The following is a 15725-nucleotide window of genomic DNA, read 5'->3' as shown; positions in this document are numbered from 1 at the left end:
AGAGTCCTCGCGCGAATAGAATATTTTTCGCGACGATCGGATTTCTGCGGCGGCGGTTCCTAACTATACTCGATGCCGAACATTACTCGGATTCGGTGCTTGGATGGCGCTTGCCGCCGCTGCTTCGATCGTCTGGCTGAGCGTGTGCGCGTCACCGCCGGCCGGGGCCAGCCTCAGCCGGGTGTCCGAGGACATGGCCGGGGCCCGGCTCGTGCTCGCGATCTCGCCGGACCGGCCGGCGTGTCCCGCACTGGCCCTGCCGGTCGGCGCCGCCCGCGTGCGGTGGCTCGGGTTCGAGCCTGCCTCGCAGGACCGCAATCCGGTGATCCGGCTCATCGGGCCTGTGCCGGCCGCTCCGGACGACCCGATCGCGATCTCCGAGATTGAGCTCGATGACGGGCACGCCTCGGCCTCCGGTCCCATGCTGCCGGTCGGGCCGGACCTGCTCGACCAGGCCAGGCCGCGCGCCGTCGGGCGGGCGGTGCTGCGTCGGGCCGCTCCGGGGACCGTGGCGGTGGAGTGTGCGGCCGGGACGGCGGCGGGTTCGGCCATCGTGGAGCTGCCCGGCCATCTCCCGCGTGGCGCCCGGCTGGACCTGGCGGCCGAGTACGACGCGGACACGCCCTTTGATATTTCCCTGGGCAGTGAGGCGCCGATCGGCCGCCTGCCGCCGGGCACGGGACAGCAGGAGGTCGTCCCGCTTGCGGGCGATCGGGATGCTCGGGTCGCGGCGACCCTCCGCTGTCCGGAGGGGTCGGCGCGGATCTCGCTTCGCTCCCTCCGGCTGCGCGGGGGCGAGGACCGGCCGGTGCCGCTGTCGACTTGGGCCTGGCGTCCGGCGCAGTGGCGGGACGATGGCGACGGCCTCATCGCCGCGGCGCGGGATCGCGGGCTGGACCGGATCTTCATCGGCCTCGACATCCGCGACGGCGCCGTGGCGGATGCCGGCCGGCTGCGATCCTTCCTGCAGGCTGCCCGCGCCGCGGGCCTGTCGGTCTGGGCGGTCGAAGGGGACCCGGCGGCCATCACCAAGGCGGGCCGGCCGCCATTCCTGGCGCGCACGCGGGCGATCGCGGCCTTCAACCGCGGCTCACCGGCCCTGGACGGAATCCAGTACGACATCGAGCCCTATCTGCTCGCCGGCTGGCCGCTCGACCGGGCCGCCGGCATCGCCGCCTATCTCGGCACGCTGCAGCGGCTGAAGCGAGAAGCTGCCGGCCCGGTCGAGGTGGTCCTGCCCTTCTGGTGGCTCGATATGCCGGAGATGGCCGGTTCTCTCGACCGGCTCGCCGCGGCGGCGGACCGCTTCGCCGTCATGGCCTATCGCACCAGGCCGGACGAGATCGTCGCCGCCGCCGAAAGCGCCCTGGCCTGGGCTGGCGCGCACGACCGGCCCATGACCGTCGCGCTGGAGGCCGGGCCGCTGCCGGATGACCGCGTCCAGTCGTTCCGCCCGGCCGCGGAGGGCGAGCTGTGGCGAGTCACGCTCGACGGCCGTCGGATTCTCGTTCTGCTCGACCGGCCCCGCGCCAGTCCGGCGGGGCAGGCCTATCGCCGCCGGGGCGACCACCGGCTGCCCGCCGGCCGGCTCAGCTTCCTCGGCGACGCCGCGGCGCTGACGGCGGCGATCGACCGCATCCGGCCGGTCCTCTCCGTCTGGCCGGCCTTCGCCGGCATTGCCGTGCACGGGCTGCTCGACAGCCCCCGCAAGGAGCCCTGAGCCACATGTCGCCTGCCAAGCCGAAGATCCTGGTCGTGGATGACGACGAGCTGCTGCGCGACCTGCTCGAGTTCAAGCTGCGCAGCCGCGGCTATGAGGTCGAGCTGGCCGAGGATGGCGAGGCGGCCCTCGAAGTGGCCTCGGCATCGCCGCCCGACCTGATCGTGCTCGACGGCATGATGCCCGGCCTCGACGGCTTCCAGGTCCTGCAGCGGCTGTCCGACAGCGGCGTGACGTGCGACGTTCCGGTGATCATGCTGACCGCGCGCCGGCAGGAGCAGGATGTGGTGGCCGGCCTGTCGCTCGGCGCCCATGACTATCTGGTCAAGCCGTTCCTTCCCGACGAGCTGGTGCTGCGAATCCAGCGGATTCTGCGCAATCGCCAGAGGCCGTCGTGACGCCAGGCCGCGGTGCCTGCGCCGCCATCCTGCTCGCGCTCGCATTGACCACCGCCGCAATTCCGGCCGCCCGTGCGGCCACGGCCGAGGAGCTGTACAAATCGGCGCTGGAGGCGCGCCGGGCCAATGATTTCGACCGCGCCGTCCAGCTCCTCACTGAGGCCCGGACGATGGCGCCGAAGGACGCCGACATCCTGCTGCTGCTCGGCCAGATCCAAGGTTTCCAGCAGCGCTACGACCTGGCGCTCGACACGCTCGGCCAGGCGCAGGCGCTGGCGCCGGATTATGCCGATGTCCGGCTCGCCATCGCGCGGATCCGCAGCTACCAGGGCCGCTATGCCGAGGCGGCGGCGGAGGTCGATGCCGTGCTGGCGCGGGACCCGGGCAATGCCGAGGCGCTGGCCCTCAAGGGCCGCATCGCCCTCTACCAGAACCGGCTGGACGAGGCCGAGGGTGCCTATCGCGCCGCCCGGGACGCGGCCCCGAATCTGGCCGACCCGCATGTCGGGCTGGGCGACGTTGCCGCCGCGCGCGGCCAGTTCGACGCCGCAGCCGCCGAATACGACGAGGCCGAGGCCCGCGAGCCGGGCAATGCCGACATCGCCGAGCGGCGCCGGCGCCTCGCCGCCGGCACCACGGTCGAGCATCCCTGGCGGCTCGACCTCAGCGGCGGATACAGCGTCTATGACGGCGCGGCGCGGGCGCCCTGGCGCGAAGGCGGCGTCACCATCGGCTACCGCTTCTCGCCGGCCACGGCCGTCTTCGGCGGCGTGTCGTTCCATAGCCGCTTCGGCGAGTTCAGCGAGCAATTCGAGGCCGGGATCTTCCAGCGCCTCGCCGATGGGGTCGAAGGCACGCTGGCCGCCACCATCGCCCCGGATTCGGAGTTCCTGCCGCGCTGGTCTCTGGCCGGCGGCACCACCGTCACGGTCAGCGCCGGAGACCGGCAGGGCTTCCTCGGCCGCACCGCCCTGACCGGCGACGTCCGCTATCAGTCCTACGACGGCTTCGACGTGCTGACCCTGGCGCCGGGGTTCCAGCAGCACCTCTTCGCCGAGCGGCTGTGGCTGACCTTCCAACTGCCGCTCAGCCGCGACCGGTATGGCGACTGGCAGGTCGGCTGGCTGGTCCGCGGCGACTGGCAGGCGAAGGACTGGCTGCGGGTCTTCGCCGGCTACAGCCGGGCGCTCGACACCGAGATCAACACGACCATCGAGACTCGCACCGTCTTCGGCGGGCTCGGCGTCGACCTGGACGACCAGGTCGGGCTGACGCTGACCGGCGAGGGCGAGGAGCAGTTGGACGGCCCGACTCGCTACGGCGTGACGCTCGGCCTGACCTATCGGTTCTGACGCCATGCTGCTTGCCATCTGGACCGTCTCCCTCGCGCTGGCCCTGGCCGCACTGGTGGTGATGGCGGTGCTGATCCTGCGCCGGGCGCTGCTGCAGGCCCAGGCCAGGCGAAGCCGGGCCGTCGTCAGAGTCCTGCAGGGCAAGATCTTCGCCTTCCTCGGCAACGAGATCGACGAGAGCGCCCTGCGGCGGGCGCTGGCCGAGGCCGATGGGCGCTCCGTGGTCGATCTGCTGGTCCGGATCGACCGGCTGATCCGGGGGGACGGCCTGCGCCGCCTGGTCGACCTGATCCGGTCGCTGGGCCTGGACACCGTTCTCAGGCGCCGGCTGGCCAGCCCGGCCGGGGCGGATTCGGTCGCGACGATCCACAGCCTGCGGCTGTTTCCGGGGGCGGAGACCGAGCGGACGCTGCGGCAGGTGGTGGAAAGCGGGCCCGGCGCTGCGATGCGCCTGGCCGCGGCGGAGGTGCTGGTCGATCTCGACGCGCCGCTCGATGCCGGCCGGCTGGTGTCGTTGCTGGCCGAGGCGGGCGGCCTGGAGTCCCGCGCCTCCGCACGGGTGTTCCGCCGGCTGGTGTCGCAGCATCCGGAGCTGTTCCTGCGGCTGGCCGGCGCGGCGCCGGATATGCGCCAGCGGGTGCTGGCGCTCGATGCGCTCGGCGAGGCCGGCATGCTCACGGCCCTGCCGGTCGTGCTGGCGGCGGCCGGCGACCCGATGGTCGATGTCCGGGCGGAGGCCTTCCGCGTGCTCGCCAGGCTGGCGCATCCGGCGGCCGCCCCGGCGGTGCGGCGGGGGCTGGCCGATCCGGCCTGGGAGGTGCGGACGCAGGCCGCGCGCTGCGCCGCCGCGATCGGGCTGACCGAGCTGACGGCGGATCTCGAGGCCCGGCTGGACGACGAGGTGTGGTGGGTCCGGATGCGGGCGGCCGAAGCCTTGGCCAAGCTGGGCGAGGCGGGGCTGGCGATCCTGCGCCGGCGGGCCGAGGAGCCGGGCGCGGCCGGCCGGATCGCCCAGGCCGTCCTGATGCAGGGGGCAGGATGACGGACTTCCTCGCCGGCGCCGAAGCAGTCCTGCTGGTCCTGGCGCCGATCATCGGCTGGCTGGTGATCGCCACCGGCCTGGCGCAATCCGCGATCTATATGGTCGAGCTGGCCGTCGCCTTCTGGACCCTGCGCCGAGCCCCGCCGGTCGAAGCCAGCCCATCGCTTTGGGCCGCCTATGCCGATGTCGCGCCGCCGATCTCGCTGCTGGTCCCCGCCTATAACGAGGAGGCGACGGTGGTCGAGAATGTGCGGTCGCTGCTGGGGCTGCAGTATCCGCGCTTCGAGATCGTGGTGATCAACGACGGCTCGAAGGACGCCACCATGGCCCGGCTGATCGAGGCCTTCGAGTTGGTACCGGTCACCCGCGCCTATGAGGACATGATCCCACACCAGCCGATCCGCGGCCTCTACGGTACGCCGCGGCAGCCCAACCTGGTGGTGGTTGACAAGACGAATGGCGGCAAGGCGGACGCGCTGAACGCCGGCATCGTCGTGTCGCGCAACCCGCTGTTCTGCGCCGTGGACGCGGACAGCCTGCTCGAGGCCGACAGCCTGCTGGGCGTGGTCCAGCCCTTCGTCGAGGATCCGGTGCGGACGGTGGTGTCGGGCGGCACGATCCGCATCGCCAATGGCTGCGAGGTCCGCTCCGGCCGGGTGGTGCGGGTCGGCCTGCCGCGCCAGATCCTGCCGCTGTTCCAGACCGTGGAGTATCTGCGGGCCTTCCTGATGGCCCGGCTGGCGCTCAGCCGGATGCAGGCGCTGACCATCGTCTCCGGCGCCTTCGGCCTGTTCCGCCGCAACGTGGCGGTGGCGGTCGGCGGCTACAGCCTGGGCACGGTCGGCGAGGACCTGGAGATCATCGTCAAGATCCACCGCCATCTGCGGGACGCGAAGCGCGACTACCGCGTCGTGTTCGTGCCGGAGCCGGTGTGCTGGACCGAGGCGCCGAGCGACCTCGGCACGCTCGGGCGCCAGCGCAGCCGGTGGCAGCGCGGCGCGCTGGAGACCTTCTTCAAGCACAAGGACATGCTGTTCCGGCCGCGCTACGGCGCCGTCGGTACGATCGGGTTCGGCCAGATGCTGCTGGTCGACGTCATCGGTCCGCCGCTTGAGGTGCTTGGCTATGTGCTGATCCCGCTCTTCGCCGCGCTCGGGCTGCTCAGCGTCGACTACCTGATCGCCTTCACGGCGCTGACCTTCATCTACGGCGTGTTCGTCAGCGTCGGCTCGCTGGTGCTGGAGGAGATCCAGCTGCGCCGCTATCCGCGGCTGCGCGACATCGCGGTGCTCACCATCGCCGCGGTGGCGGAGAATTTCGGCTACCGCCAGCTCAACAACTGGTGGCGGGTGGTCGGCTGGTGGCGCTGGCTGCGCAAGGCGGAGGGCTGGGGCCGGATGGCGCGGACCGGATTCAAAAAGGTCTGACGGAAGGCGTTGACCCTGTCCTTCCGATTGTTATACGGTCATATAACAAGGTGGCCTGAAGGCCGCGGGAGGCCAGTCCATGATCGAAGCGATGCACCGGCGTGCCGAAGCGAGCCTGCCGGATGACGATGTCAGCCTGCCGGCCTGGCTCTATCACGATGCCGAATTCTTCTCGGTCGAGCAGGAGGCGGTGTTCCGCACCTCATGGCAGGTGGTCTGCCACCTGAACGACATCCCCGAGGCGGGCGACTTCCACACCTTCGAGTTCCTGGGTGAGAACGTGGTGGTGCTGCGCGGCCGCGACGGGCAGGTGCGGGCCTTCCACAATGTCTGCCGGCACCGCGCCGCGCGGCTGCTCGACGGGCCGAAGGGCCAGTGCGGCAGCCGCATCGTCTGCCCCTACCACGCCTGGACCTATGAGCATGACGGCCGGCTGATCGGCATGCCGCAGCGCTCCAGCTACGGCGATTTCGACTTCGGCAGCCACGGGCTGGTCCCGGTCGAGCACGAGGTGTTCTGCGGCTTCATCTTCATCCGCCTCGCCCCCGGCACGCCGAGCGTGGCCGAGATGATGGGCGGCTATGCCGAGGAGATGGCGGCCTACCGGATCGAGGAGATGGTGCCGCTGGGCCGGGTGACGATGCGGCCGCGCTCGGTCAACTGGAAGAACGTCGCCGACAACTATTCCGACGGGCTGCACATCACCGTCGCCCATCCCGGGCTGACCCGGCTGTTCGGCCGCGGCTATGGCGTCGAGGCCCGGCCCTGGGTCGACAAGATGTGGGGCCAACTGCAGGAACGGCCGTCGGCCGTGCTGTCCGAGCGCGCCTATCAGCATTTCCTGCCGGAGGTGCCGCATCTGCCGCCGGAGCGGCAGCGGCTGTGGACCTATTTCAAGCTCTGGCCCAACGTCGCCTTCGACATCTATCCGGACCAGATCGACTTCATGCAGTTCATCCCGGTCTCGCCGACCGAGACGATGATCCGCGAGATTGCCTATGTCCATCCGGACCACCGGCCCGAGATGAAGGCGGCCCGCTACCTGAACTGGCGGATCAACCGCCGGGTCAGCCTCGAGGACAAGACGCTGATCGACCGGGTGCAGGCCGGCATGGGTTCCTCCAGCTACACCGTCGGCCCGTTGGGCACGACCGAGGTCTGCCTGCGCAGCTTCGCCCGGGCGATGCGCCGGCTGATCCCGGAAAGCCGGCTGCACCGGCCGCCGCCGCCAGGCTGGAGCCTGCGGCGCGAGGCCTCGCAGGCGCCTGCCTTCGCGGCGGAATGACGTTTAGAAAAGAACAGGGCCGGGCGGATCTTCATGGCGAACACACAGGTCTTCGACGTCGCGATCATCGGCGGGGGCCATAACGGCCTTGTCTGCGCCGCCTATCTGGCGGCCGCCGGGCTGAAGGTGACGGTGCTGGAGCGGCGCCGCGTCGTCGGCGGCGCCGCAGTGACCGAGGAGTTCCATCCCGGCTTCCGCAACTCCGTCGCCTCCTACACAGTCAGCCTGCTGAACCCGAAGGTGATCCGCGACCTCGACCTGCCGGGCCACGGGCTGAAGGTGGTGGAGCGGAGGCTGTCCAACTTCCTGCCGGTCGACGATCACCGCTACCTGCTGGCCGGGCCGGGCCGGACCAAGGCGGAGATCGCCCGCTTCTCGGCCCGCGACGCCGAGCGCTACGATGCCTATGGCGACCGGCTGGACGCGATCGCCGACGTGCTGCGCGACATCGTGCTGCGCACCCCGCCCAACGTCGCCGTCGGCGGCTGGTCGGCGGCGCTGCCGGAGCTGATGCGGGCCGGGTCGCTGGGCAACCGGCTGCGCAAGCTCGACATGGTGATGCGGCGCGACCTGCTGGACCTGTTCACCAAATCGGCGACGGACATCCTGGAGGGCTGGTTCGAGACGCCGGTGGTGCAGGCGCTGTTCGGCTTCGACAGCATTGTCGGCAACTATGCCAGCCCCAGCCATGCCGGCACCGGCTATGTCCTGCTGCACCACGTCTTCGGCGAGGTCAACGGCAAGAAGGGCATCTGGGGCCATGCCATCGGCGGCATGGGCGCAATCACCCAGGCGATGGCCAAGTCGGCGGCGTCGCGCGGTGCCGTGATCCGCACCGACGCCGCGGTGCGCGAGGTGATCGTCGAGGGCGGCCGCGCCGTCGGCGTGGTGACCGAGGCCGGCGACATCGTCCGCGCCGGCTGCATCGTCTCCAACCTCAATCCGAAGCTGCTCTACGGCAAGCTGGTCGACCCGGCGGCGCTGCCGCAGGATTTCCGCGAGCGCATGGACCGCTTCAAATGCGGCTCCGCCACCTTCCGCATGAATGTGGCGCTGTCGGAGCTGCCGGACTTCACCTGCCTGCCCGGCAAGAGCTTGGCCGACCACCACACCAGCGGCATCATCTTCGGCCCCAGCCTGGACTACATGGACAAGGCCTATCTCGACGCCAAGGCCGGCGGCTGGTCGAAGACGCCGATCGTCGAGATGCTGATCCCGTCGACCCTGGACGACACGCTGGCCCCGCCCGGCCAGCACGTCGCCAGCCTGTTCTGCCAGCATTTCGACCCGAAGCTGCCGGACGGGGCCAGCTGGGATGACCATCGCGAGGCGGCGGCCGACCTGATCATCGACACGGTTGATGCCTGGGCGCCGAACTTCAAGGCCTCGGTGCTGGGCCGGCAGATCAACAGCCCGCTCGACCTCGAGAGGACTTTCGGCCTGATCGGCGGCGACATCTTCCACGGCGCGCTGTCGCTGGACCAGATGTTCTCAGCCCGGCCGGTGCTGGGCCATGGCGACTACCGGGCGCCGGTGCCCGGCCTTTACATGTGCGGATCGGGAACCCATCCGGGCGGCGGCGTCACCGGCGCGCCCGGCCACAACGCGGCGCGCGAGATCCTGGCCGATTTCAAGCGACGCCGCCTGACGCGCGCGGCATGATCGGACTCCCATCCGACCACGGGGCAGGGCAGGTATGGACCGATCCTGGGACGTGATTCCCGGCGACATGCCGGGTCTCGAATGGCGCATCCCGGTGCTGCGCTTCCGCGGCCGTGGCGGCGGCCCTTCCGCCTACCTCCAGGCGGCCCTGCATGCCGAGGAGTTGCCCGGCGTCATCGCCATCGACGCGCTCTGCGCCAGGCTGCGCCGGGCCGAGGCGGCGGGCGACATCCGCGGCGACATCACCATCGTGCCCTGGGCCAACCCGATCGGGCAGCAGCAATGGCTGCACGGCTCCGGCCAGGGGCGGTACGATTTCGACAGCCGGGTCAACTTCAACCGCGGCTTCCCACGGCTGGACCGGCCGGACCCGTCGCTGCTGCCGGGTGACGATGCCGTGGTCACCGCGACCGAACGGCTGAAGGCTCGGCTGCTGCACCTCGCACTGCCTTCCGAGATCGTTCTCGACCTGCATTGCGACGATGAATCGCCGCTCTATCTCTACATCCCGTCCACGCTGTGGCCGGCGATGACCGATCTTGCCGCCGCGATGCGGGCGGACACGGTCCTGCTCTGGGACAGCGATGGCGGCGGGGCCTTCGACGACGCCTGCCTCGAGCCCTGGCTGCGCAGCGGCGATCTGGCCGGCCGCGCCGTGTCGACGGTCGAGCTGCGCGGCATGGGCGACGTCGATGCCGGCCTGGCCGACAGCGACGCCGAGGGGCTGTTCCGCTTCCTCACTGGCCGTGGCGTGATCGCCGGCGATGCGGGGCCGCTGCCCGACTGGTCGGGCCCGGCCGTGCCGCTCGACTGGGTCGAGATGATCAAGGCGCCGGCGGGCGGCGCGATCTCCTTCGCCCGCAGGCCGGGCGACCGGGTCGAGGCCGGCGACCTGCTGGCGACGATCCTGGTGCGGCCGGGCGAGGAGAGGGGCGGGGTGCCGGTGCTGGCGCCGCAGCCGGGCGTGGTCCTGACCCGCCGCGCGCATCGCCGCACCCGCCCGGGAGACGATCTGATGAAGCTGGTCTGCCGGTCGCCCAGCGCGGCCGCCAGGCCCGGGCCCCTCGAACCCTGAGGGGCGGAACACCGTCGAACCAAGAAACAGGGAGCGCAGAGCATGAACCGTCCGATCCTTTCCGCCTGCCTGGCCGTGGTGGCCCTGGCCGGTCTCGCCGGTCCCGTCGCGGCGCAGGAGGTGGTGCGCCTCGGCACCACGCCGGAATCCTACCCGCCTTTCACCTGGGTCGACGCCCAGGGCAAGCTGAACGGCTTCGAGATCGACCTCGCCGACGCGCTCTGCGCCCAGATGCAGGTCAAGTGCGAATGGGTGCTGCAGAGCTGGGACGGCATCATCCCGGCGCTGCAGGAGAAGAAGTTCGACGCCATCATCGCTTCGATGTCGATCACCGATGAGCGCAAGCAGGTCGTCGACTTCAGCGACAAATACTACAACTCCCCGGCCATCTTCATCGGCCCGAAGAGCGAGACCGTCGACATTTCGCCGGACGGGCTGAAGGGCAAGACCGTCGGCGTCCAGGTCTCGACCATTCATGCCAGCTACATCGAAGCGAAGTACAAGGGCATCGTCACGATCAAGACCTACGACACGCAGGAGAATGCCAATCTCGACCTGATCGCCGGCCGGGTCGACCTGCTGCTGGCGGATTCGGTGGCGCTGACCGACGGCTTCCTGAAGTCGCCCGAAGGCGTGGATTTCGAGATCAAGGGCAAGCCCTTCACCGACCCGCTGATGGGCGACGGCGCCGGCGTCGCGGTGCGCAAGGGCGACCCGCTGGGCGCGAAGTTCTCGGCCGCGATCAAGGCGATCCGGGACAACGGCGTCTACAAGAAGATCAACGACAAGTATTTCGGCTTCGACATCTACGGCAGCTGAGCCCAAGGGGATGGAGGATCTCGCCGCCCTCTTGGGCTTCGGGGAGAAGGGGTGGGGCGGCCAGCTCCTGGCCGGGGCGGTGGTGACGATCGAGATCGCCGTCGCCTCCTACCTGGTCGGGCTGCTCCTCGGGCTGCTCGGGGCCTGGGCCAAGCTGGCCGGCCCCCGGCCGCTCCGCGTGCTCGGCAACGCCTACACCACGATCATCCGCGGCGTGCCGGACATCCTGATCATCCTGTTGGTCTATTACGGCGGCACCGGCGCCCTGCGCGCGCTGATCGGCCTTGTGGTGCCGGGGGTGACGGTGGAGATCGACGCCTTCGCCGCCGCCGTCGCCTCGCTCGGCTTCGTCTCGGGCGCCTATGCGACCGAGGTGTTCCGCGGCGCCATCCTGGCGGTGCCGCCCGGGCAGATCGAAGCGGCGAAATCGCTGGCCCTGCCGCCGCGGGTGATGTTCTTCCGTGTGGTGCTGCCCCAGGCGATGCGCTTCGCCCTGCCGGCGCTGGGCAATCTCTGGGTCGTGGTGCTGAAGGACAGCGCGCTGATCAGCGTGGTCGGGATCCGCGACCTGCTGGGCAGCGCGGCCACCGCCGCCGCCACCACGCGCATGCCCTTCACCTTCTACGCCGTGGTGGCGCTGATCTTCCTGCTGATGACCATTGTCTCGGTCGGGCTGTTCCAGCTGGCCGAACGCGCCTATGGCCGCGGCTACCGGAGGTCCTGAGACATGGATCTCGACTTCGTCCAGCGCATCCTCGTCAACCTGCTGAACGGCGTCGTCGTCACCATCATTCTGGTGGCGGCGTCGATGGTCTGCGGCAATGCCATGGCGGTGCCGGTGGCGCTGGCCCGGGTGTCGCGGCGCTGGTGGTTGAAGGCGCCGGCCTTCCTGTTCATCCTGTGCATCCGCGGCACGCCGCTGATCGTGCAGATGTTCATGATCTATTACGGCCTGGCGCAGTTCCCGGCGGTGCGGCACAGCGTGCTGTGGCCGATCCTGCGCGAGCCGATGTGGTGTGCCGTGATCTCGCTCAGCATCAGCACCGCCGCCTATTCCGGCGAGGTGCTGCGCGGCGCCATCCAGGCGGTGCCGCGCGGCGAGGTCGAGGCCGCGCGCTCGGTCGGCATGCGGTCTGCGCTAATGATGCGGCGGATCGTGCTGCCGATCGCGCTGCGCCAGAGCCTGCCGGTCTTCGCCAATGAGACGGTGCTGCTCTTGAAGGCCAGCGCCATCGTCTTCACCATCACCGTGCGTGACCTGATGGGCGAGGCCAACATCATCCGGGCGCAGACCTTCCGCACCTATGAGCCGCTGATCACCGCCGCCCTGATGTATCTGGTCCTGACCTGGATCATCGTCCGCGCCTTCGCCTGGCTCGAGGTCCGGCTCAGCACGCACCGGCGGGCGATCTCGGCTGCGGCACCCGGGCGTCCCGCGCCGGCCACGGCAACCGTGCCGCTCGATGCGCGCTGATCCCGCTTATCACCTGTACGGTGCTGCGGCACGGGACTAGGCTTCCTCCGGGCGGACGTCCGGAAGAGGCGCCGTCCCCGCGCCACTGGGAGATCGATCATGCGTCTGCGCAGCATCGTCCTGGCCGTTGCCGCCATGGGCGTCCTGTCCTCGAGCCCGGCCTTCGCCGGCGCCGTGCTGGACCGGATCCAGCAGAACAAGAAGATGGTGATGTCGACGGATCCGGAATATCCGCCGCAGTCCTCGCTCAACGCCAGCAACCAGTTCGAAGGCTTCGACATCGATGTCGGCACCGAGATCGCCAAGCGGCTCGGCGTCTCGATCGAATTCGTCACCCCGGGGTGGGAGACCATCGTCTCCGGCAAATGGGCCGGGCGATGGGACGTTTCGGTCGGGTCGATGACGCCGACCAAGGCGCGAGCCGAGGTGCTCGACTTCCCGGCGATCTACTACTATACGCCGGCGGCCCTGGCGGTGAATTCGTCCAACACCACGATCAAGACCCCGGCCGACGCCTCGGGCAAGAAGATCGGCGTCGGCGCGGCCACGACCTATGAGAGCTATCTGCGCGGCGACCTGGTGATCGACGCCGCCGGTGCGCCGCCGTTCCAGGTCGTGATCAAGGACGCCAAGATCCAGTCCTACGACACCGATGTCCCGGCGCTGGACGACCTGAAGCTCGGCGACGGCACCCGGCTCGACGCGGTGGCGACGGCGCTGCCGACGATCCAGGGCGCGATCAAGAGCGGCTACCCGATCAAGGTGGTGGGGTCGCCGCTGTTCTACGAGCCGCTATCAGTGGCGATCGAGAAGGGCGATCCGGAGCTGACCGCCAAGCTCGCCGAGATCGTCAAGGCGATGCATGAGGACGGCACGCTGACCAAGCTGTCGATGAAATGGTACGGGGCGGACCTGACCAAGCCCGCGGCCTGACAGGGTGATCCGCCTGTTCGAGGCCCTGGCGCAGCCGCTGCTGCTGCGCGGGCTTCTGTTCCTGCTGTCCGTCGCCGTGCTGGCCGGCTTCGACTATGGCGGGCTGGTCGCACGGCTGGCGGAGGTCGTGCCGGCGCTGGCCCTGCCGGCCGGCCAGGCGGCCGGGCCCTGGCTGGTCATCGCCGTCCTGGCCGCCCTGGTGGTTCTGAACTTCTGGCTGCTGTCGCACCTGCCGTTCCGGGCCCAGGCGACGATCATCTGGGTCGAGCTGCTGGCCCTGTTCACAGCCTTCTGCTGGAGCTTCGGCCTCAGCTATTCCTTCATGCTCGACCGGGCGCCGATCCTGCTCGGGCTCGAGCTGCGCGACGGCTTCATCCAGGGCGCCGCGCTGACCCTGTTCATCTGCGCCGTCTCGATCGCGATCTCGACCGTGATCGCGCTGGCCGCGGCCCTGGCCAGGCTGTCGGACAGCGGTCCGGCCTTCGGCATCGCCACCTTCTACACCTCCTTCTTCCGCGGCACGCCGCTGCTGCTGCAGACCATGCTGATCTATCTCGGCCTGCCGCAGCTCGGCCTCGTCATCGACGCTATCCCGGCGGGCATCATCGCCCTGTCGCTGTGCTACGGCGCCTATATGGCCGAGATCTTCCGCGCCGGCATCCTGGCGGTCCCGCGCGGCCAGTCCGAGGCCGCCCTGTCGCTCGGGCTGAAGCCGGCCGAGGTCACCTGGCTGGTGGTGCTGCCCCAGGCGATGCGACTGATCATCCCGCCGACCGGCAACCAGTTCATCGCCATGCTCAAGGATTCCTCCCTGGTCTCGGTGATGGGGGTCTGGGAGATCATGTTCCTGGCCCGCACCCATGGCCGGGCCGAGTTCAAATACATGGAGATGCTGATCGTCGCCGCGCTGATCTACTGGGCGATGTCGGCCGTGTTCGAGCTGGTCCAGGCGCGGATCGAGAAGCGCTTCGGCAAGGGTGTCTCGGCCCGCTGAGTCGGGTTCGGAGACGCGCGTTAAGTTATATCCAACTGGTTACATCCGACCGCGCCGCCAGGCGGTGCCTGGTTTGCCATTCGTCATTTGACATCCTCGGGCGACGATCAATAATAAGTAACCAAACGGTTATAACGTGGCGGCCGAACGCCGCCGTGCCAGAAGGGGAGGCAAACCGATGAAGGCTTTCAACCGTCGTTCGTTCCTGCAGGGTTCGCTTGCCGCCGGGGCCGCCGTCGGGGCGCTGTCCTTCGGCACCGGCTCCGCCCGGGCCGCAGAGACGCGGATGCGCATGACCTGGTGGGGGTCGCAGGACCGGGCCAAGCGCACGCTGGGCGTGGCCGACCTGTACAAGCAGAAGGCGCCGGACGTGACCATCGTCGGCGAGCCGATCAGCGGCGACGCCTACTGGACCAAGCTGTCCACCCAGATGGCCGGCCGCAACATCTCCGACATCTTCCAGCTCGAGCCGGGCACCATCTCCGACTACTCCCGCCGCGGTGCCACCATGCCGCTGGACGGGTTCATCCCCAAGCCGCTCAACGTCGAGGCCTTCGGCACCAAGGTGCTCGACCTGTGCAAGGTCGACGGCAAGATCCACGGCATCGGCCTCGGGCTGAATTCGTTCTCGATGTTCTGGGACACGGCGGTCTTCACCAAGGCGGGGCTGCCGGCGCCGACAACGGAGACCACCTGGGCCCAGTTCGCCGAGCTGTCGGTCGAGCTGACCAAGGCGGTCGGCAAGGACCAGTTCTGGGGCGCGCCCTACGGCGCCCGCTACGCCTCGGTGCTCGACGTCTGGCTGCGCCAGCGCGGCAAGGCGCTGTTCACGGCGGAAGGGCCGCTCGGCTTCGGCGTCGAGGACGCCAAGGAGTGGTACGCCTATTGGGAGGACCTGCGGGCCAAGAACGGCACCGTCACCCCCGACGTCCAGAGCCAGGAGCAGAACATCATCGAGACCAACCCGCTCAGCCGGGGCAATTCGGCGATGGGCTTCACCTATTCGAACCAGCTGGTCGGCTACCAGGCGGTGATGCCGAACAAGCTCGGCATCACCATGGTGCCGCAGGCCGGCGGCGGCGCGCCGTCCGGCCACTACTACCGGCCGGCGCTGATCTGGAGCATCGGCGCCACCTCGAAGAATGGCGAGGCGGCGGCGGCCTTCATCGACTTCTTCGTCAACGACATCGAGGCCGGCAAGATCCTGGGGGTGGAGCGCGGCGTGCCGATGTCGCCGAAGGTGCGCGAGGCGATCCTGCCCCAGCTGAACGAGACTGAGCGGGCCTCGGTCGACTATGTCAATCTCCTGGCCGACAAGGTCAGCGCCTATCCGCCGCCGGTGCCGAAGGGGTCGCAGGAGTTCGACCGAAACGTCGTGCGCCGCACCTCCGACGAGCTGGCCTTCGGCAACCTGACGATCGACCAGGCGGCGCAGCAGCTGGTCGAGCAAGGGAACGCCATCATCAAGCCCTAGTCGACCCGGGGCGCATGATCGATCGCCACCAAGGACCCAGATGCGCCGGCGATGACGAACGCCGGTTCCG

The 15725-nt window shown here is 69.7% G+C and carries 14 protein-coding genes; all 14 read left to right on the top strand.

The window, feature by feature from the left end; translation table 11 throughout:
* Window positions 1–103 precede the first annotated feature (103 nt).
* The 14 genes from FFK22_RS00610 (at window position 104) to FFK22_RS00545 (ending at window position 15655) form a co-directional block, all read left to right on the top strand.
* Window positions 104–1720, top strand: coding sequence for a hypothetical protein (locus tag FFK22_RS00610; protein WP_138887650.1), 1617 nt, complete (start codon window positions 104–106; stop codon window positions 1718–1720).
* A 5-nt stretch (window positions 1721–1725) separates the two neighbouring features.
* Window positions 1726–2118, top strand: a complete 393-nt coding sequence (locus tag FFK22_RS00605; RefSeq protein WP_138887651.1) for a response regulator transcription factor — start codon at window positions 1726–1728, stop codon at window positions 2116–2118.
* Complete coding sequence (locus FFK22_RS00600; RefSeq protein WP_138887652.1) at window positions 2115–3470, top strand: YaiO family outer membrane beta-barrel protein; 1356 nt, start codon at window positions 2115–2117, stop codon at window positions 3468–3470. The genes FFK22_RS00605 and FFK22_RS00600 overlap by 4 nt, the downstream gene beginning before the upstream one ends.
* Window positions 3471–3474: 4 nt before the next feature.
* Window positions 3475–4512 (top strand): HEAT repeat domain-containing protein, encoded by a 1038-nt coding sequence (locus tag FFK22_RS00595; RefSeq protein ID WP_138887653.1) that lies wholly within the window; start codon window positions 3475–3477, stop codon window positions 4510–4512.
* Window positions 4509–5939, top strand: a complete 1431-nt coding sequence (locus tag FFK22_RS00590) for a glycosyltransferase family 2 protein (protein WP_138887654.1) — start codon at window positions 4509–4511, stop codon at window positions 5937–5939. Before FFK22_RS00595 ends, FFK22_RS00590 begins: the two co-directional genes overlap by 4 nt.
* Before the next feature lie 79 nt (window positions 5940–6018).
* Window positions 6019–7224, top strand: coding sequence for an aromatic ring-hydroxylating dioxygenase subunit alpha (locus tag FFK22_RS00585; protein WP_138887655.1), 1206 nt, complete (start codon window positions 6019–6021; stop codon window positions 7222–7224).
* Window positions 7225–7257: 33 nt separating this feature from the next.
* On the top strand, window positions 7258–8886 hold the full coding sequence (locus tag FFK22_RS00580; RefSeq protein WP_138887656.1) for an NAD(P)/FAD-dependent oxidoreductase: 1629 nt from the start codon (window positions 7258–7260) through the stop codon (window positions 8884–8886).
* A 34-nt stretch (window positions 8887–8920) separates the two neighbouring features.
* Window positions 8921–9961, top strand: a complete 1041-nt coding sequence (locus tag FFK22_RS00575; RefSeq protein ID WP_138887657.1) for a succinylglutamate desuccinylase/aspartoacylase family protein — start codon at window positions 8921–8923, stop codon at window positions 9959–9961.
* Window positions 9962–10003: 42 nt separating this feature from the next.
* Entirely contained in the window at window positions 10004–10780 is a 777-nt protein-coding gene (locus tag FFK22_RS00570) for a transporter substrate-binding domain-containing protein (RefSeq protein WP_138887658.1), read from the top strand.
* Between the two features lie 10 nt (window positions 10781–10790).
* Entirely contained in the window at window positions 10791–11504 is a 714-nt protein-coding gene (locus FFK22_RS00565) for an ABC transporter permease (protein WP_138887659.1), read from the top strand.
* A 3-nt stretch (window positions 11505–11507) separates the two neighbouring features.
* Complete coding sequence (locus FFK22_RS00560) at window positions 11508–12254, top strand: ABC transporter permease (protein WP_138887660.1); 747 nt, start codon at window positions 11508–11510, stop codon at window positions 12252–12254.
* 99 nt (window positions 12255–12353) lie between these two features.
* Complete coding sequence (locus tag FFK22_RS00555) at window positions 12354–13187, top strand: transporter substrate-binding domain-containing protein (protein WP_138887661.1); 834 nt, start codon at window positions 12354–12356, stop codon at window positions 13185–13187.
* A 4-nt stretch (window positions 13188–13191) separates the two neighbouring features.
* Window positions 13192–14181, top strand: coding sequence for an amino acid ABC transporter permease (locus FFK22_RS00550; protein WP_221938280.1), 990 nt, complete (start codon window positions 13192–13194; stop codon window positions 14179–14181).
* A gap of 178 nt (window positions 14182–14359) precedes the next feature.
* Entirely contained in the window at window positions 14360–15655 is a 1296-nt protein-coding gene (locus FFK22_RS00545) for an ABC transporter substrate-binding protein (protein ID WP_138887662.1), read from the top strand.
* Window positions 15656–15725: the final 70 nt, after the last annotated feature.

This window comes from Mycobacterium sp. KBS0706 (assembly GCF_005938675.2).
In the GTDB taxonomy this organism is placed as follows: Bacteria; Pseudomonadota; Alphaproteobacteria; order DSM-16000; family Inquilinaceae; genus Inquilinus.
This window is presented reverse-complemented; position numbering and strand designations above follow the sequence as displayed.